Source organism: Cyanobium sp. ULC082 (genome assembly GCF_977927535.1).
This window is the reverse complement of sequence record NZ_OZ376397.1, coordinates 754,277-771,023: the sequence shown is the minus strand read 5'-3', so window position 1 is coordinate 771,023 and position 16,747 is coordinate 754,277. Positions and strand designations below refer to the sequence as shown.

The window sequence follows — 16,747 nt, the reverse complement described above, 5'->3', positions numbered from 1 at the left end:
TGAACGGCATGACGCCCAGCTCCACTCCGGTCCACACCAGCAGGCACATCCTGCTCACCGGCGCCAGCTCCGGCATCGGCCATCAGGCTGCCCTGCAGCTGCGCCGCGCCGGCCACCAGCTCACCTTGCCGTGCCGGGATCCGGCCACGGCTGAGGCCACGCTGGCGCGTCTCGAACAAGCCGAGCCGGTGGGGCCATCCGCGCGCGCGCCGGTCTGTGACCTGGCCGATCTGGCCAGCATCGAGCGCTGCGCCGCCGAACTGCTCGGGCGCGGTGAACCGATCGACAGCCTCGTGCTCAACGCCGGGCTCCAGTACAGCGGCGGCACCGAGCCGAGGCGATCAGCCCAGGGCCATGAACTCACCATTGCGGTGAACCACCTCGCCCACCAGGCCCTGGCCCAGCGGCTGCTTCCCCTGCTCAATGGCAGCCAGGCCCCTCGGCTGGTGGTCACCGCCTCGGAGGTGCATGACCCCGCCGCAGCCGGTGGCCGGGTCGGCCAGCCAGCTGGCCTGGGCGATCTGGCCGGCCTCAGGGCTGGCTCGGGCTTCGAGATGGTGGCTGGCGGCCTGCCGTTTGATGCCGACAAGGCCTACAAGGACAGCAAGCTCTGCAACCTGCTGTTCGCTCGCGAGCTGGAGCGGCGCCTGCAGGTGCGCGGCACACCGATGCCGGTGCTCGCCTGGAGCCCGGGCCTGGTGATCCCGCCAGGGAGCGGCGGCTTTTTCCGCTACAGCCGCCGCCACAACGAATGGGGCCAGCGCCTGTTTGCCCTGGTGGCCCGTGACCTGCTGCGCATCACCGCAACGGTTGAGCTCGCCGGAGGCCTGCTGGCGGAGCTCGCCAGCGCTGATCTCCACGGCAGCCCAGGCTTCAGCTACCGCAGCAACCGGGTGGTGGGTCTGGGCCGCCTGCGCTTCGAGCTGAGCGAACCAAGCGCTGAAGCTCTCGATGACAGCCTGGCCGAGGCGCTCTGGGCGATCAGCGCCGAGCTGGTGGGTCAGAGCGCCGAACTGCCTTCGCCAGCTGGCGGGGCCAGTCAGCGGGTCGATCACCGGCCTTGAGCCTCAGGCTGGCCATCGAGCCGGCCAGCGGCCAACCACCGCGGGCCAGCACCCCGGCCAGATGGGCCAGAACCGCCATCGCCATCACGCCCCAGGCGAACAGATGGAGGCTGTAGACGAGCTGGCTCAGGTTTCCCTGCCGCAACCAGTCCTCCTGCATCAGCTTGCCGGTGCCGATCGCCAGGGCCAGGGCGGTCAGCGCCAGCGCATTGCTGGCCCTGGCGAGCTGCCGCCGCCCCAGGGTGAAGGCATAGGCAGCGAACAGCACGGCCAGCGGCAGCAACGCCACCCCCACCGTGCCGTGGATATCGATCCACTCACCGGGCAGGCGGATCGGCATCCGTCCCCAGCGCCCGTCGTACTGGCTGTAGACGAACAGCCCGCTCAGCCAGGCCAGCACCACACCGGCGGCGGTGGTTCCATGCAGCAGCCTCAGCAGGGAGGGTTGGTAGGGACGGGCCATGGCGGGTTCAGGGCGAAGACTCAGCGGCTGGATGGGGGGCCAGCTGCCAGGCCAGCAGCAAAGCGATCACCGTGATGGCCAACAGTATGAGGATCTGGGCCGGCAGCAGGGGCGCCAGGCTCAGCAGCTGCTGAAGGCCCGGCAGGGCGAGCACGATCAGCCACAGGCCGATGCCGATGCCTGGACCGACGGCGGTGATCGGTTCCCTGGGATCACCGTTGAGCCACACCAGACCCCCACCGGCGAGCAGCAGCAGCGAGAACACCAGGCTGCGGCGTGATTCGGCGTCGGTGTCTGGCCAGAAGGCCAGCACCAGGGCGGCCACTACCAGCACCGCTCCCTGGCTGAGGGCCTGGCGCCAGATCGTTGGACCGAACAGAGGCGCCTCCGGCGGGCGGGGCGGTTGCCGCATCAGGCCAGGAGCGGGCGGCAGCGCCTCGAACACCACCGTGCAGGCCGGATCGATCACCAGGTGCAGCAGGGCGATGTGCACCGGCAGCAGGATCAGCGGCTGGCCACTGAGCAGCGGCACCAGGCCCAGGGCTGCGATCGGCAGGTGAATGGCGAGGGTGTAGCCGAGGGCCCGGTGCAGGTTGGCGTCGACGCGGCGGCCCAGCTCCAGGGCCCCAACCAGATCGCTGAAGGTGTCGCCCAGCAGCACCAGATCGGCGGATTCACGCGCCACGGCGGTGCCGCGTTTGCCCATCGCCACACCGATGTCGGCGGCCTTGAGGGCCGGGGCGTCATTGACGCCATCACCGGTCATTGCCACCACCTCACCGGCGGCCTGCAGGGCACGCACCAGCTGCAGCTTCTGCTGGGGCATCACCCGGGCGAACACCGACACCTCGCGGATGGAGACAGCCAGCGCCTGCGGTGAAAGGGCTTCCAGTTCCTGACCACTCAGCACCGGACCTGGCGGCAGGCCAGCCTGATCGGCGATCGAGCGGGCCGTCACAGGGCTGTCTCCCGTGATCATCACCACGCGAACGCCGGCACTCCGCGCCGTGGCGATCGCCGCCGGCACATCCGGGCGCAGCGGGTCCGCCAGAGCCAGGAAACCCACCGGCTCGAACAGGTAGCCATGGGCATCATCCGGCAGTGCACCGCTGCTTGCGAACGGCTGCCCGTCGTGAACGGGCGCGCCATCGAGCCCACCTGCCACCGCCAGAACCCGCAACCCCCTGGCGGCGAGTGCATCGGCAGCGGCCAGCAGTGCGGAGCTCTGCCCACCATCGAGGTGGCAGAGATCGGCGATCGCCTCGGGTGCCCCCTTGGCCGCCAGCTGCAGGCCGCCCTCGCCGTCCCGCCAGAGGCGGGAGAACACCAGCAGATCACTCTGCAGCGGGTATTCGCGCTCCAGGGGCCAGTCGGGGTGGAGGTGTTCGGTGCCACCGAGATGGTCGGCAGCCAGGCGCTGGATCGCCAGTTCCATCGCATCCACCGGATCACCGCGGCTGGAGAGCACCGCCAGTTCCACCAGAGCGTGAAAGGGTTCCTCCAGGGTCTCCCCAGCACACCAGCCCTCCAGCGCTGGCCAAGTAAGAAGTTGCTGCACCCCCATCCGGTTCTCGGTGAGGGTGCCGGTCTTGTCGACGGCGAGCACCGTGGCACTGCCGAGGCTCTCCACCGCCGCGGGCCAGCGGGCCAGCACCCCGATCCGGGCCAGGCGCAGGGCGCCCAGGGCCAGGAACAGGGCCAGCACCACGGGAATTTCGTTGGGCAGCACCGCCAGGGCCAGGGCCAGGGCGGCGAGCAGGGCCTGGGGCCAGTTGCCGCCCAGTCCCCCCTGGATCAGGGCCAGGGCCGCGCAGAGCCCCAGGGCCAGAACCGTGAGGCGCCCGGTGAGGCGACGGGTCTGGCGCTGCAGGCGGGTGGGCGGCGGTTGCACCGTGGCCAGGCTGCTGCCGAGCCGGCCCAGTTCGGTGGCATCGGCCACGGCCGTCACCTCCGCCCAGCCGCGGCCGCCCGCCACCAGCGAACCCGCCAGAATCCGCTCCCCGGGCCTGGAGCGGGCGACCGGCAGGGATTCACCCGTCAGCAGGGACTCATCCAGCCACAACCCCACCGCCTCGGTGAGCTCGGCATCGGCCGCCACCCGATCGCCTTCCTCAACGCGGAGCAGATCACCCAGACGCACCTGCTCGACCGGCAGCTCGAGCGTCTGGCCGGCCCGCAGCACCCGGGCGCGCGGCGCCGAAAGCCTTGCCAGTTCAGCCAGGGCGCGGTTGCTGCGTTGCTGCTGGACCGCATCTAGCAGGCTGATGCCCAGCACGAACAGCAGCAGGATGCCGGCGTCGGCCCATTCCCCGATCAGGCCATAGATCAGGGCGCAGGCCAGCAGCAGAAGGTTGCTGGGCTCCAGCCAGCTCATCGGGAGCCAGGCTCCCTGGCCATCCCCCCAGCATCGATCAATGGCTCGGGGGAGACTTGAACTCCCGACCTTGGGGTTATGAATCCCACGCTCTAACCAGCTGAGCTACCGAGCCTCCAGCGATCAAACCTAGACGATGGGCAGCGGATGGACACACCCGAAAACCCACTGGACCAGAGCCAGCAGTGAAGGGAAGGCGAGGCGGGGCGGATTCAGATGTGCTCGATCAGCTCGGCGGCAGGGAAGCGCACCTTGGCCAGGCTGGCGTACTTGTCTTCCGGGGCCCGGTAGCCGGCCGCACAGACCACCGCCGTTCGATAGCCCGATGTATCCAGGCCGAGCAGCCTGTCGTAATCGGGCGGAGAAAAGCCTTCGATCGGGCAGGTGTCCACCTCCAGCAGGGCGGCGGCGGTCATGAAGTTGCCCAGGGCGATGTACACCTGATTGGTGGACCACTGGTCGATCATGGCGCTGCGCGGACCATCCACCAGATCCTTCTGGATAAGATCGCGATAGAAGCCGAGCTGCTCCAACGGCAGGCCACGGGCCGCGCTGGTGGCCTGAATCAATCGGTCCAGATCTGAAGCGATGATCGAGCGCCGGGCCAGGAACACCACCAGATGGGAGGCATCGGTGATCTGGCTCTGGTTCCAGGAAAACGGTCGCAGCTCGGAGCGCAGAGCCGGATCATCGATCACCAGAAACTTCCAGGGCTGCAGGCCGTAGGAGGATGGCGTGAGCACCAGGGCGGCTTCGAGGGCGCTCCAGGTGTCGGCTGCAATCAGGCGGCCGGGATCGAACACCTTGGTGGCATAGCGCCACTGCAGGGCAGTGAGTAGGGAGGAGGGATCCGTGGCCAGAGGAGCTGTCTGCACTGAAGTTGACCTGGCTGCAGAAAAGTTGTCAGTCCTGAGCTGAATTTTAAGCCGTGGCCAGCCAGCCGGAATGAATCAATGCCAACCGTTCAGGCCCGGCCAGGCAGAAAGGTGAGTGGGTTGACGGCACCACGGCCGGGAGGATGAATCTCGAAATGGAGGTGGGGACCGGTGCTGCGTCCGGTGCTGCCCATTTCGGCAATCGTCACCCCCTGCGCCACCACCTGTCCCACCTGCACCAGCAGGCGGCTGTTGTGGGCGTAAAGCGACTTGCTGCCGTCTTCATGCTGAATCTCGACCATGAACCCGTAACCACCGTCGTGCCAGCCGGCAAAGCTCACCTGGCCGGAGCGGGCCGCCACGATCGGAGTTCCGACATTGCTGGCGATGTCGATGCCCTTGTGCATCCGCCCCCAGCGCCAGCCATAGCCTGAGCTGAACACCCCACGGCTCGGCCAGATCCAGGTGGAATTGGCAGGACGGGGTGACTCATCGGCAGGACGCCCGAAATTCGGCAGTTCAGGCCAGCTCAGGCCACCGCTGCCGACAGGATTGAGACCCAGGATCATCCGACTGCGGACCGGCGCGGCATTGGCCACCCGGATCTGGGTGCCGGCCACCAGGCCTGCTGCCTGCAGCCCGGGATTGAGCCGTAACAGATCCTGAAGACTCATGCCATAGCGCTGGGCAAGCTTGCGAAGATTGTCGCCAAGGCGCACAACGCCCATGGCTTCCAGCGGAGGTGGTGTTGAGAGGGGTGCCCGGCGGCGAAGTTCGGAAGCATCGATGGAAGCCAGTTGCCTGGCCTGCTCGCCTCTGTTGGCAGGCAGCATCACCCAGTCCCCGGCTCGGAGGCGGTGGTCCGCTTCAAGGGCGTTGAGCTGGGCCAGTCCGGAGGGGGGCAAGCGGAGCTGGGAGGCCAGTTCATCAAGCCTGATCCCGAAGCGGACCTTCGCCCAGAGCCGTGCCGTGCTGGGCTCCGGCAGCGCTGCCACCTGATGAGATTCAGCCGAGATGGCCTCCGGCAGGGTGTCCCAACCGGATGAGCGGGAGTCAGCACTGCCGGGAATGGCTCCAACGGCCACCAGCGAAAGCACCGGGACGGCCCCCGCCAGGGGCCAGAGGAGTTTGTAAGGCTTCATGCAAATCCCCAGAGGAACAAAGCCCGGTGGAGAAGCCAGCATCCCCGGACCGCGCCGAGAGTAGCGGTATGAACCTCCAGGCACAAGTCTCACCCGTTCCTCATGGGGCCTGAATAGAGCGAGGGAAAGGATCAGATCCCTCTCTCCAACTGCCTGATCGCTTCAAACAGAACGATCGCCGCAGCCACCGAAAGGTTGAGGCTGCGGACGCCACCACCCAGCTGCACCGAACCTGGCATCGGAATCGTCAGCTGCGCATCGGCCAGCTGCAGCGCCTCGGCAGGCAGCCCGTCTGTTTCGCGGCCCAGCAGCAGCCAGTCGTCGTCGGCGAATCTGAAGTGGGTGTAGGGAGCATCCGCCTGGCTGCTCAGGGCCACCAGCCGTCCGCCGCGCTCGGAGCGCTCCCTGGCAAAGGCCTGGAGATTGCTGTGCAGGTGCAGCTGCACCCAGGGCCAGTAATCGAGGCCGGCCCGCTTGAGCTGGCGATCCTCAAGGCTGAACCCCAGTGGAGCGATCAGGTGCAACTCGGTGCAGGTGGCAGCGCAGGTGCGGGCCACGTTTCCGGTGTTGGGGGGGATCTGGGGCTGGAAGAGAACAAGCCGAGGCATGGAACTAGCCGCAGGGCACCTGCTGGCTGAGCGCCAGCAGGTTGATCGCACGGCCATGCACCACCAGCCAACTGGCCTGACAACGCTGATGCAGCTGCTGCTGAAGCTCGCCAAGCCGGTCACGGAACAATCCCCCGATCGCCGTGGCCGGTACGACACCCCAGCCCACCTCCTCACAGACGATCAGCTGGTCTGAGCGGCACCGGAGCAGCGCCTCGAGCAGTTCCGCCTGGCAATCACTCCAGTCACCGGCGTCCAGCGCCAGGTGATGGGCCAACCAGGTGCCGAGCGAATCGATCAGCAGCAGCTGGCCGGGCTCCGCCTGATCAAGGGCCTGGCTGAGCGCTCCGGCCACTTCCCAGGTGGGCCAGCTCGCGGGGCGGCGCTGCCGGTGCAGGCTGAGGCGCTGCTGCCAGCCCTGATCCCCTTCCCGGAGTGGGCCGGTGGCGAGATAGATCACCGGCAGGCTGCTGCTGGCGGCGAGGTGCTCGGCCCAGCGGCTCTTGCCACCGCGACCGGGGCCCGTCACCAGGGTGAGGCCAGGTTCAGCCACCGCCATTCATGTTGCGCAGCGTGGCCACCGAGGATGGAGAGACGCGGTTGAGATAGCGGAAGATCCAATACTTGAAGATGGTGGCAAGAATCACCGGGAATGTGGCGATGAACAACAGAACAAAGTTTTCTCGCTGCGGGAGTCCGAGGTGGTTTGATATTCCATCGAGCAACACAGTCCAACCTTCAGGGCTGTGAAACCCAACAAAGATATCGGTGAACAGGATGATGGCGAACGCCTTGGCACTGTCGCTCAAACCATAGATCTGCTCGTCGAGGAAACCCCTCAGAACCCGGATGTCATCTCGGCCCAACACGCAGATCAAGGCGAAGCCAAGCAGGGCAAAGCCATCGGAGAGCACGTTCTTGATGGCCCGGGTGCTCTGACCATCCGCCTCCTCTTTGAGTTGCTCAGCCCTGGCGGCCAGGGCCAGATGCAGCGCTTCGGGGGTGGGCAGCTGATCGCCCTTGAGCAGGGCGTCGAACTCGATTTCGGCCCGGTAGATCCGCAGCCGCTCCACCGCCTCCTCCTCGAGCTGGGGCTTGGTGTAGCTGAGGAAGGGCACATCTGGTGCCAGCCGGTTGACCAGGGGGGAGATCAAAAAGGTGCGGCTGGCCTGCTGGATCAGCAACGGCACCAGAATCAGCAGCAGCAGTATCCGCAGGGACACCAGGGTGGTGTCGCGGCGGCGGCGGAAGCCGGCCACCACCGAGGCCTCAGCCTCCGGGTCGAGCTGACGGCGAACCCTTTCAACCACGCCGATCAGGCTGCGGGGCAGCAGTTCTGGGGAGCGGCTCAGGGCCGGCAGGGGGGAACGGTTGCTATAGCGGGCTTCCACCGATTCGATCAACTGCAGCTGGCGCCGCTCCTGGCTGTCGAGCTCATGCTCCCGTCCTTCAAGGTCGTCGATGAACTGGCTGCAGATCTGCAGAGCGGTGCGGAAGCGCCGCAACATCTGGGCCTGGACCGAGCGCGGCAGGCTGAGATTCACCTCCGGCCGCACGGGGCGATCGTTGTAATACTCCAGCTCCAGGCCCTGGATCAGCAGTGCCGCCTCATAGGCCCGCTCCAGATCAAGGCTCAGATCAGTGGATCGCGCCTTACCGAACGTTCCAATCCAATCACGCAGGGTCATCGGCGGTCAGCGGGAAAACACCCACCAGGTGAGCATCGGCACAATCGTCCCCACCACCAGGAGGATCACCACCCAGGTGAAGCCACTTCCCGCAGCGGTTTCGGCCTGGGTCGGGATGCTGGTGACAACCACGGGCTGCTCCAGCTCCAGAGGCGGGCCTGGATCATCGGCGCCGCTGAGCACCTGCTCCAGGCGATTCAGGGCATCGATCGAAGCCTGGCGGTAGCGCGAGCCCATCCGCAGGGGGATGTCCATGGTGGTGTCAGCCGTGCTGCGCAGCAGGCTGGCGGGGAGTTGCTCCAGCAGGTCGGGCGATGCCTTCACCGCTGCGGTGTTGGTCTGGCCATCGATCAGCAGCAGCAGGGAAGGCTCTCCCGTCGTGGAGATGCTGTTCCAGCGCTGGATCAGATCAGCGCCGAGGCTGTCGAGCTCCAGGCCGTAGTCGAGTCGTCCGACCGTGACCAGCCTGGCCTGCACATGGCTCGCCTCAAACGCGGCCAACCGCTTTTCCAGCTCGGCAGCCGTGGCGCGGCTGAACAGGCTGGCCGCATCGGTGACGTGGTTCAGGGGGGCCTGGGCTGGAAAATCCCTGGCGGAGGCCGCTAGAGCAGGCTGGAGTGGCAGGAGCTGGATCATCAGCGCCGCGAGGATGCCCAGCAAACGGGAGAACGGTGGGAACGGACGCACGGTTCGCTGCCTACAGAACAGAACTGTATTCAGTTTGCCCTCAGCCAGCCAGGCTGTCGCGGTGCAGGATTTCAATCACCTCGAGAATCTGGCTGGCCCGTCCATCCGGTAGAGCCAGCTGGTTGGAAAGGCGATCCAGAAAGGCCTGCTCAGCCGGCTCCACCAGCCGGTCGCTGTGCACGAGCTGGGCGGCCACCGCCAGGGCCGTTTCGCGCTGATCAGCGTCGAGGGCCGGGATGGCCTCGGCCACCAGCTGGTCCAGTCCCTGATTGCGGAGGATCAGCAGCAGGTCGTCGAACATGGCGCCGATGATCTGATCAGAAAGCCCGGCAAATGGGGTGCGGTGATCAAGCTGGCCCCGCAGCGCCTTGGCCTCCTCCCGGCCCATTGCTCCATCGGAGGCCACCGCAGCCAGTGCGATGGCGGCAAACGCCTTGCTGGCATTCATTCGGGCGCTCCCTCGGCGGGCATGCAATCGAGTCAACCTCTCACGGATGGCACCACTCCGGCACTGCTTGTGTCAGCGTTCCCACGAACCCCCTCCGGATTGCCGTGACCGGTCTGCCCGCTGCGGCCCGCCTCTGCCTGGGGGCAGGCCTGCTCGGTCTGGTGCTGTGCCTGATCAATCAGTGCAGCGCTCCGGAACTGAGCCCCCCCCTGGAACGCGCCGCCGTGCTGGCAAGCCTGATGGCCGTGGGCCTGATGCTGGTGGCCCTGCTCTGGACCCGTGCCACCCCGACCGCCCCTGATCGGGTGGAACTGGGGGGACCGCAGGGTTTGGAGCTGATCGCCGGCTTGCCGGCAGAGCTGGCCGCCGAGCTCAGCTGGGGCAGCCGCATGCTGTTGACCGCAACCCCGGCGGCCAGCCTGGTGCTGCACTGGCAGGGGCAATCGATCCTGCGGCGTGGGGTGCTCGGCGCCCAGCCCTTCGAGCCGGGAGCGATCTGCCAGCGCGCCCGGCAGGGCGGCAAGGCTGTGTCGCTGGTGACGTTGAAGCTCTATCCCGGTGCTGCTGAATTCAGCGGATTGCCGGCCGGAACCCCCGCCGTGCTGGTGCAGCCGATCAGCGGTGGCGGCTGGCTGGTGCTGGGGGGATGGTCGCCGCGGTGCTTCAGCCGCGCTGATGAAGCCTGGATCGAGGGGTGGGCCGAGAAGCTCAGAACACCACTGGAGGCCTGGAGCGTTCAGGCTGGTCCGGGGAACGATCCGAGGCCGGAGGAATCCGCAGCTGGGAATTCACCCTGCCGCCAGGCGTGCTGAAGGTGGCGAGGCCATCACCTCCCACCCTGCCGAGCGCCTCGGTGCTGCGGGTGATCTGCTGATTGGCATCCCTGGTCAGAACCACACCACCACGGGCCATGAGCCAACGGGTGTCCCAGTTGTAGACACACTCCCGGGCCAGCAGCTTCTCACCCGGCTGGCGCAGATCACAGCCGGTGGGGATCAGGGCCCACTGCTGATCCAGCTGAACTTCCAGGGACTCACCCCGCACCTGGAGCTTGCCGCTGCGACCGAAAAATGGCTGCAGGGTGCTGAGCCGCTGGGTGGAGCTGGTCCAGCGAACCCGCTGGGCATCGACAACGGTGTTCTGGGCGGGATCGGTGAAGCGCACCGGCGCGAGCGCGTCGAGAACTTCATCCCGGGTGTTGCCCTCGAGGGCGGAGGCGGTGAGGGTCTGAGCAGGCCCCTTGCCCAGGCGCCTTGTGCCCAGAACCGGACCGGCGGCCAGCAGGACACCTGTGTTGGCGAACCAGTCGGCCCGGGCGACCCTGAGGTCGAGTTTCTGGCTGATCAGCCGCGTGTCACCCCGGAGTTCCAGTTTGCTCTGGTCGATCAGAAACAGGGCTGTTCTGGCTGTCAGGCGCGACGAACGGTCCACGAGCATCGGTCGCTGGTCGATGGAGATCCGTTGCGCCTTCGGGGTCCAGCGCACCCGGTCGCCGGAGATCACCGAGGGCTTGGGCCCCAGCACCTGAATCCGCACCGCGCCCTCCAGGGTGATCAGCTCGCCGTCGTTCAGCACGGTTCCGCGCTTCGCCTCGATCCGGTAGCTGGGTTTGCCGCCGGCATAAATCACCCCGCGGGGCTGCTGCACCGTCGCCCGGCGGCCCTGCAGGTCGTAGCGGGCCAGGGGGCTGATCAGCTCCCAGCTGGGGCGACCCCTGGCATCCTGCTGGCGCAGATCGAGGCTGCGGAACACGAAGGGCTGGGGCGGGCTGGGTTTGGCGGCCGGGGTCCGGCTGCAGCTCAGCAGGGGAAGGCTGCCCAGCAAGCTGGTCAGCAGGATCAACAGCAGACGGCTCATGGTGACGGGATCGGCTCCAGCCGCGCCATCACCGGCTCCGGCTGCGGCAATTCCAGACCGCTCAGCAAGCCTCCCCAGCGGAGCTGATCCAGCCAGGTGGCTGCAGCGGCGGGATCCGCCATCACCCCGCTCTCCAGGGGCTGCTGCTGCAGTTGAAGCATCATCCGCGCGGAGAGGTCGGGCAGCAGAGGCGCCAGCAGCAGGGCCACCTGGCGGCTGGCTTCCAGCACGGCATAGAGATCGTCTGCCACCGACTGGCGTTCCTCCTCCTGTTTGATGCGGCTCCAGGGGGTCTGGGTGTTGAGGAAGCCATTGGCGGCGATCGCCAGCTGCAGAGCGGCTTCGGCCGCCTGACGGAAATCAAGGCGTGCCATCCCCTCCAGGACAAGCTGGCGGGCCTCGGCCGCCGCCAGCGCCAGTGGATGCCCCGGGGAGCGGCCCTCCACGGTGGGAGGAACACTCTCCTGGAACCAGCGGCGAGCCATCGAGGAGGTGCGGTTGAGCAGGTTGCCGATCGTGTTGGCGAGGTCATTGTTGACCAGATCGAGGAAGCGCTGCTGCTGAAAGTCGCCGTCCTCGCCGAAGGCGATGTCACGGAGCAGATACCAGCGCACCGCATCGGCACCGAACTGATCAAGCAAGACGGCGGGATCGAGCACATTTCCCAGCGACTTGCCCATTTTCTGGCCTTCCCGGGTGAGAAAGCCATGGCCGAACACCTGGCGCGGCGGCTCCAGGCCCGCCGAGAGCAGCATGGCCGGCCAGTAGACGGCGTGGAAGCGCAGGATGTCCTTGCCGATCACATGCACGCGGGCTGGCCAGCCGCGACTGACCGCCAGCTCCAGATCGGGCGGATCGCCCGGTTCGAGCAGGGCGGTGAGATAGCCGAGCAGGGCGTCGAACCACACATAGAAGGTGTGATCGGGATGGCCGGGCACCGGGATTCCCCAGGGAAGATTGAGCCGCGAGATCGAGAAGTCACGCAGGCCCTGGCCGACGAAGTTCTCCACCTCACGGCGACGACTGGCAGGGGAGATGAAGCCGGGCTGAGCGATCAGCGCCTCGATCGCTCCCTGATACCGCGACAACCGGAAAAACAGGTTCCGTTCATCGCGCCACTCCAGGGGTCGGCGGTGGATCGGACATTCCGGATCGTCAGCTTCGTGGGCGTCGTCCTTGAACTCTTCACAGGCCACGCAGTACCAACCCTGCTGACGGCCCTCGACCACATCCCCGGCGGCCTCGACCCGTCGGAAGAACTGCTCGACCAGACTGTGGTGCCGGGGATCAGTGGTGCGGATGAAGCGGTCGTTGCTGATCCGCCAGCGCTTCCAGAGATCCTGGTACTGAGCACTCACGGCATCGCAATGGGCCTGGGGGGTGAGGCCGGCGGCCTCGGCGGTCCGCTGAATCTTGAGGCCGTGCTCATCGCAGCCGGTGACCAGCACCACCCGCTCGCCGATCAGTCGCTGGTAACGGGCCAGGGCATCACAGGCCAGGGTGGTGTAGGCACTGCCGAGGTGCGGCTTGTCGTTGACGTAATAGAGCGGTGTGGTGAGCGTGTAGGTCATCGACGGTTATGAAGGGCCCGCTGCGCCGCCAGAGCGGGCCCTGCGCCGGGGCTGGATCTTACCCAGCGTCGCTCGCCGTTCAGAATCGGCCCGATCGAGCAGGTGGTACCCATCAACAGGATCGACGACGATGCCGCCGTTGTGGTGTGGGGCGGCGGCAGTGGCGGCGTGGCAGCCGCCCTGCAGGCGGCTCGCAGTGGCACGGACACCCTGCTGCTCACCCCGGGGCCCTGGCTGGGGGGAATGGTGAGCGCCGCCGGCGTCTGCTGCCCCGATGGCAATGAACTCACCCCCTGGCAGACGGGCATCTGGGGAGCCCTGCTGCGGGAACTGCAGCGGCAGGAGCCCGAAGGGCTGGATCAGAACTGGGTGAGCTGCTTCGGCTGGCGGCCCGCCAGCGCCGAAGCGATCCTGCGCCGCTGGGTGAGAGCTGAACCCCGCCTGCGCTGGTGGAGCGGCTGTGCCTTGAACGGGGTGGATCGCCAGGGCTCACGGCTCCTCGCCCTGGCCATCGAACGCGGCGGCCAGGCCCTGCGGATCCGGCTCCATGTGTTGATCGATGGCAGCGACCGGGGCGACCTGTTCCCCCTGGCGGCCGTGCCCTTCCGGCTGGGCTGGGAAGCCCGGGAGAGTTGGGAGGAGCCGAGTGCGCCCCCCCGGCAGCGGCTGGAGCGGGAACCGTTCTTCCTTCAGCAGCCGGTGCAGTCACCGACCTGGGTGGTGATGGGGCAGCTTGGCAACGGATCATGCCCTCCCGGCTCCCCCCCCACGGCCCCGTTCGAGCGGGCCAGTGAAGCCTTCGGCCTGGAGCGCACCCTCACCTACGGGCGCCTGCCGGGCGGCCTGGTGATGCTGAACTGGCCCCTGCACGGCAACGACTGGCACGGCAATCTCGATGCCGCCTTCAGCGGCGACCCCGCTGCCGAGAACGATCTGTTTGCCCGGATGCAGGCCCACAGCCTCGCCTTCGCCGCAGCTCTTCAGCAAGCCTCAGCCGGCTGGCTGGAGGCCACCGGGGTGTTCCCGGAGCAGGGCCATGGGGATCTGCAGGGCCGATCACCCCTGGCCCTGATGCCCTATTGGCGCGAAGGACGGCGAATGGTGGGCCACACCGTTGTCAGGGAGCAGGATCTGCTGCCCGGCGCTGCCGGGGAACGGATCGCACCCCTGCCCCTGGGGATCGATGGGACGGTGCAATCCATCGCTGTGGGGAACTACGCCAATGATCACCACTATCCCGGCGACGACTGGCCGCTTGCCCCGAAAAGCTGTCGCTGGGGCGGACGCTGGAGCGGCACTCCCTTCTGCATTCCCTACGGCGCTCTGGTCAGTGGAGATGTCGACAACCTGCTGGCAGCCGACAAGGGCTTCAGCAGCAGCCACATGGCCAACGGCGCCACCAGGCTTCAGCCCTTGATCCTGAACATCGGCCAGGCGGCCGGTGCGGCGGCGGCGCTGGCGGTGCAGGGGGGCCTGGCCCTGGCCGACCTGCCGGTGCGGCGGATCCAGGAGGAGCTGATTCATGATCGCCAGGCTCCGGCCGGCCCCGTGCCGATCTGGGATACCGCCTGGCACCATCCCGAGTGGCGGTTGCGCCAGTTGGCGGCCCTGGATGGCCCGGCCAGGCTGGAAACCACGGGTTGCTGGAGCGAGGCGAGGCCGCCGAGTCCAGCGGAGGCCCCGGCTGAGCCCCATCAACAGGAGTTCAGAGGCACCCTCAAGGTGGATGGCAGTTGCAGCTATCGCTTGCAAACGGAGGGCCAGGACTGGCCGCTGATCACCCTGGAGCCCGGTCTGCATCGCTGGCTGCAGCAGCAGGATGATGGCTGTCAGCTGGCGTTGGTGGCCGTCGCCAACCCCTGGGGACCATGGCTGCGGGCCAGCAGGCTGCTGCCCTGATCGGCTCGGCGGCAGCTGGAGCCTCCTTCACCTGCCACGGCTCGAGGCCAGGCTTGCCTCCAGCCGCAGCAGATCGGCCAGGGAATCAACTGCCGAAACACGGACCACGAGCGGATCACCGGGGCTGCTGGTCTCAGGGCACAGCACCGCCTGATCCAGGGCCAGGGACTCCAGATGCACCAGTCCCAGCCGGTCCTGGGGGCGAAGCCAGCGAAGGAAGAGGCCGTCCCAGCATTCTGCGCGCTGTTGCTCGAACCACACCTGCTGCCAGTGGCGCTGATCTTCACGGCTGATCTGGATGCCCTCGCGCACGACCGGATCGAGGCCCTCCAGCAGTTCGGCCAGGCCCTGCTCGTCGAGGGGGGTGCCCCCCTCGTCCGCCAGGGCGGCCAGCTGGCGTTGCACGAGAAGATCGCCGTAGCGCCGGATCGGCGATGTGGCCTGCACATAGGCGCCCAGCCCGAGGCTGAAATGGGGAGCTGGGCGCACGCCGCTGCTGCCGCGGCTGAGGCAGCGACGCAGGGCCGCATGGCGCACCGGGCCGGCAGGCAGGGCGTTCAGCTCGGAGGCCGGAGGCAGCTCGGAGGCGGGCTGGCTGCGATAGGGCAGGGCCAGACCATGCCGTACCCCGTAGTCGGCCACCACGGCGCCATTGAGGATCATCGCTTCAGCGACCAGGGCGCGGGCAGCCGAGAGCTCCGTGACCTCAAGCTCGGCCCGCTCGTCGCGGCAACGGATCCGCCCTTCCGGTTGCTCCATCGACAGGGCCCCCTGCCGCTCCCGCCAGCCACGCCGGAGCAGCAGCAGACCATGCAACTCGGCCAGATCGGCTTCCTGCGGTGGAGCCAGCTCGATCAACTCGTCACCATCGGCGTAGGTGAGCCGGTAGGTGGGCCGAACCCAGCTCCGCTGGATCGAAGCGGAGTGCACGGCCCCATCCGAATCAAGTTCAATCGCCGTGCTCCAGGCGGCGCAGCGCTGGCCCTGGCGCAGGCTGAACGGTCCGGCCGCCAGGCTGAGCGGAAACATCGGCACCACCCTGGCGGCCAGGTAAAGGCTGGAGGCCCGTTGCCTGGCTTCCAGATCCAGAGGGGAATCGGCAGCGATCAGGCGGCCTGGATCGGCGATGTGCACCCAGAGCCGGCGGCGACCGTCACCAACCGTCTCTAGGGACAGGGCGTCATCGATCTCGGCGGTGTCGGCGTCATCGAGGCTGTAGGTGCGCAGCGCAGTGAGATCAAGCCGATCCCGATCGCCTGGCCGCTCCTGGGCAGCAGCAGCCACCAGGCGTTCGGCCTCGGCCAGCAGGGCAGGCTCGAAGCCCCGTTCCCAGACGGTCTGGCGCAGGGAGGGCAAGCCATGGCGTTCCCACTGGCCCAGATCCACCAGCAGGTGGCGAATCGGCCCGGCCTGAGCCTCGCAATGGGCCTGCTGCAGGGCACGGCGCAACTCCAGCGGTAAAGGGGTGTCACTGACGCCGGAAGCGAAGCCCAGCAGCTGCTCCAGCTGCAGCCGCTGAGCCGGGGCCAGACCGGCCGGATCAATCGGTTGACGTTGGCGCAACAGCTCCGACCAGGCCTGCTGGCGCTGCTCGGCCAGACGGCCCAGGCGCCGTTCATGGCGCAACTGGCGCAGATCCCGCAGGGAGCGGGGTTGCACCAGGCCATGGCGCCAGCGGAAGAACGGCTGGCCGGGATCCTGCAGGGCCAGCCAGCAGGCGGCCCGGGCCGTCGGGGTGTCGGTGGTGGCGATCAGCGCCACAAAATCTTCGAGTTCACAGCTGGTTTCCCCGAGCAGCAACCAGGCGGCGCCGAAATCCCTCGCCGAAGGCCGCTGAGCGGGCAACTCCGCTTCCACCAGCCGCCAGGGGGGTTGGCCCAGACGGGTGGCTGGTGCTTCCGCTCCCCGGTGATGGGCAAGCAGATCGAGCTGACGCTGGGGAAGGTGCTGGGCGCGTCCTTCCCAACCGACCAGAAGGGCCGCCCTGGAACCATTCAGGCTCTCAACGAGGCCAAGCTCAGGCCCCTTGGGGCCGATCAGACCGACCAGGTCGCCCGGTTGGAGGGACAAG

Annotated in this window: 15 protein-coding genes and 1 tRNA gene; 3 read left to right on the top strand and 13 right to left on the bottom strand. The window is 67.7% G+C overall.

What is annotated here, in order from left to right:
* Positions 1-8 precede the first annotated feature (8 nt).
* A complete protein-coding gene (locus ACXMDY_RS04120) occupies positions 9-1,064 on the top strand; it encodes an SDR family NAD(P)-dependent oxidoreductase (RefSeq protein WP_259703281.1) in 1,056 nt (351 codons plus the stop codon).
* Here the strand turns inward: ACXMDY_RS04120 and ACXMDY_RS04115 are convergent.
* From ACXMDY_RS04115 to ACXMDY_RS04070, 10 genes are all read right to left on the bottom strand, one after another.
* Positions 982-1,527, bottom strand: a complete 546-nt coding sequence (locus ACXMDY_RS04115; RefSeq protein ID WP_259703280.1) for a cytochrome b/b6 domain-containing protein — start codon at positions 1,525-1,527, stop codon at positions 982-984. The two genes, ACXMDY_RS04120 and ACXMDY_RS04115, sit on opposite strands and share 83 nt — an antisense overlap.
* A 7-nt stretch (positions 1,528-1,534) precedes the next feature.
* Positions 1,535-3,901: a cation-translocating P-type ATPase gene (locus tag ACXMDY_RS04110; RefSeq protein WP_259703279.1), complete on the bottom strand. Its 2,367-nt coding sequence runs from the start codon at positions 3,899-3,901 to the stop codon at positions 1,535-1,537.
* A gap of 41 nt (positions 3,902-3,942) precedes the next feature.
* Positions 3,943-4,016, bottom strand: a tRNA-Met gene (locus ACXMDY_RS04105).
* Positions 4,017-4,113: 97 nt separating this feature from the next.
* Complete coding sequence (locus ACXMDY_RS04100) at positions 4,114-4,776, bottom strand: NAD(P)H-dependent oxidoreductase (protein ID WP_259703278.1); 663 nt, start codon at positions 4,774-4,776, stop codon at positions 4,114-4,116.
* An 89-nt stretch (positions 4,777-4,865) separates the two neighbouring features.
* Positions 4,866-5,918 carry a M23 family metallopeptidase gene (locus ACXMDY_RS04095; RefSeq protein ID WP_259703277.1) on the bottom strand — a complete coding sequence of 351 codons (1,053 nt, stop codon included), beginning with the start codon at positions 5,916-5,918 and terminating at the stop codon, positions 4,866-4,868.
* 131 nt (positions 5,919-6,049) lie between these two features.
* Complete coding sequence (locus ACXMDY_RS04090; RefSeq protein ID WP_259703276.1) at positions 6,050-6,526, bottom strand: tRNA (cytidine(34)-2'-O)-methyltransferase; 477 nt, start codon at positions 6,524-6,526, stop codon at positions 6,050-6,052.
* Positions 6,527-6,530: 4 nt separating this feature from the next.
* Positions 6,531-7,079: a bifunctional adenosylcobinamide kinase/adenosylcobinamide-phosphate guanylyltransferase gene (gene cobU / locus ACXMDY_RS04085; protein ID WP_399241940.1), complete on the bottom strand. Its 549-nt coding sequence runs from the start codon at positions 7,077-7,079 to the stop codon at positions 6,531-6,533.
* On the bottom strand, positions 7,072-8,214 hold the full coding sequence (gene pxcA, locus ACXMDY_RS04080; RefSeq protein ID WP_259703274.1) for a proton extrusion protein PcxA: 1,143 nt from the start codon (positions 8,212-8,214) through the stop codon (positions 7,072-7,074). Before pxcA ends, cobU begins: the two co-directional genes overlap by 8 nt.
* Before the next feature lie 6 nt (positions 8,215-8,220).
* Positions 8,221-8,901 (bottom strand): photosystem II repair protein Psb32, encoded by a 681-nt coding sequence (psb32, locus tag ACXMDY_RS04075; protein WP_259703273.1) that lies wholly within the window; start codon positions 8,899-8,901, stop codon positions 8,221-8,223.
* A 40-nt stretch (positions 8,902-8,941) separates the two neighbouring features.
* Positions 8,942-9,349 (bottom strand): tellurite resistance TerB family protein, encoded by a 408-nt coding sequence (locus ACXMDY_RS04070; protein WP_259703272.1) that lies wholly within the window; start codon positions 9,347-9,349, stop codon positions 8,942-8,944.
* Between the two features lie 104 nt (positions 9,350-9,453).
* Here ACXMDY_RS04070 and ACXMDY_RS04065 point away from each other — a divergent pair, with 104 nt between their 5' ends.
* On the top strand, positions 9,454-10,161 hold the full coding sequence (locus ACXMDY_RS04065; protein WP_311133751.1) for a cofactor assembly of complex C subunit B: 708 nt from the start codon (positions 9,454-9,456) through the stop codon (positions 10,159-10,161).
* Here ACXMDY_RS04065 and lptC read toward each other — a convergent pair.
* Together lptC and metG are read right to left on the bottom strand one after the other, a co-directional pair.
* Positions 10,058-11,206, bottom strand: coding sequence for an LPS export ABC transporter periplasmic protein LptC (gene lptC, locus ACXMDY_RS04060; protein ID WP_259703271.1), 1,149 nt, complete (start codon positions 11,204-11,206; stop codon positions 10,058-10,060). The genes ACXMDY_RS04065 and lptC overlap by 104 nt on opposite strands.
* On the bottom strand, positions 11,203-12,777 hold the full coding sequence (gene metG, locus ACXMDY_RS04055; RefSeq protein WP_259703270.1) for a methionine--tRNA ligase: 1,575 nt from the start codon (positions 12,775-12,777) through the stop codon (positions 11,203-11,205). Before metG ends, lptC begins: the two co-directional genes overlap by 4 nt.
* A gap of 111 nt (positions 12,778-12,888) precedes the next feature.
* Here metG and ACXMDY_RS04050 point away from each other — a divergent pair, with 111 nt between their 5' ends.
* A complete protein-coding gene (locus ACXMDY_RS04050; RefSeq protein WP_399241957.1) occupies positions 12,889-14,676 on the top strand; it encodes an FAD-dependent oxidoreductase in 1,788 nt (595 codons plus the stop codon).
* A 27-nt stretch (positions 14,677-14,703) separates the two neighbouring features.
* On the opposite strand, the gene ACXMDY_RS04045 is transcribed toward ACXMDY_RS04050, so the two are convergent.
* Complete coding sequence (locus ACXMDY_RS04045; protein WP_259703268.1) at positions 14,704-16,746, bottom strand: RNB domain-containing ribonuclease; 2,043 nt, start codon at positions 16,744-16,746, stop codon at positions 14,704-14,706.
* Position 16,747: the final 1 nt, after the last annotated feature.

Bases quoted from the DNA above. Each gene is read 5' to 3' on its own strand.
- ACXMDY_RS04120 (WP_259703281.1), top strand. From the start codon at position 9: ATGACGCCCAGCTCCACTCCGGTCCACACCAGCAGGCACATCCTGCTC.
- ACXMDY_RS04115 (WP_259703280.1), bottom strand. From the start codon at position 1,527: ATGGCCCGTCCCTACCAACCCTCCCTGCTGAGGCTGCTGCATGGAACC.
- ACXMDY_RS04110 (WP_259703279.1), bottom strand. From the start codon at position 3,901: ATGAGCTGGCTGGAGCCCAGCAACCTTCTGCTGCTGGCCTGCGCCCTG.
- ACXMDY_RS04095 (WP_259703277.1), bottom strand. From the start codon at position 5,918: ATGAAGCCTTACAAACTCCTCTGGCCCCTGGCGGGGGCCGTCCCGGTG.
- ACXMDY_RS04090 (WP_259703276.1), bottom strand. From the start codon at position 6,526: ATGCCTCGGCTTGTTCTCTTCCAGCCCCAGATCCCCCCCAACACCGGA.
- pxcA (WP_259703274.1), bottom strand. From the start codon at position 8,214: ATGACCCTGCGTGATTGGATTGGAACGTTCGGTAAGGCGCGATCCACT.
- ACXMDY_RS04070 (WP_259703272.1), bottom strand. From the start codon at position 9,349: ATGAATGCCAGCAAGGCGTTTGCCGCCATCGCACTGGCTGCGGTGGCC.
- lptC (WP_259703271.1), bottom strand. From the start codon at position 11,206: ATGAGCCGTCTGCTGTTGATCCTGCTGACCAGCTTGCTGGGCAGCCTT.
- metG (WP_259703270.1), bottom strand. From the start codon at position 12,777: ATGACCTACACGCTCACCACACCGCTCTATTACGTCAACGACAAGCCG.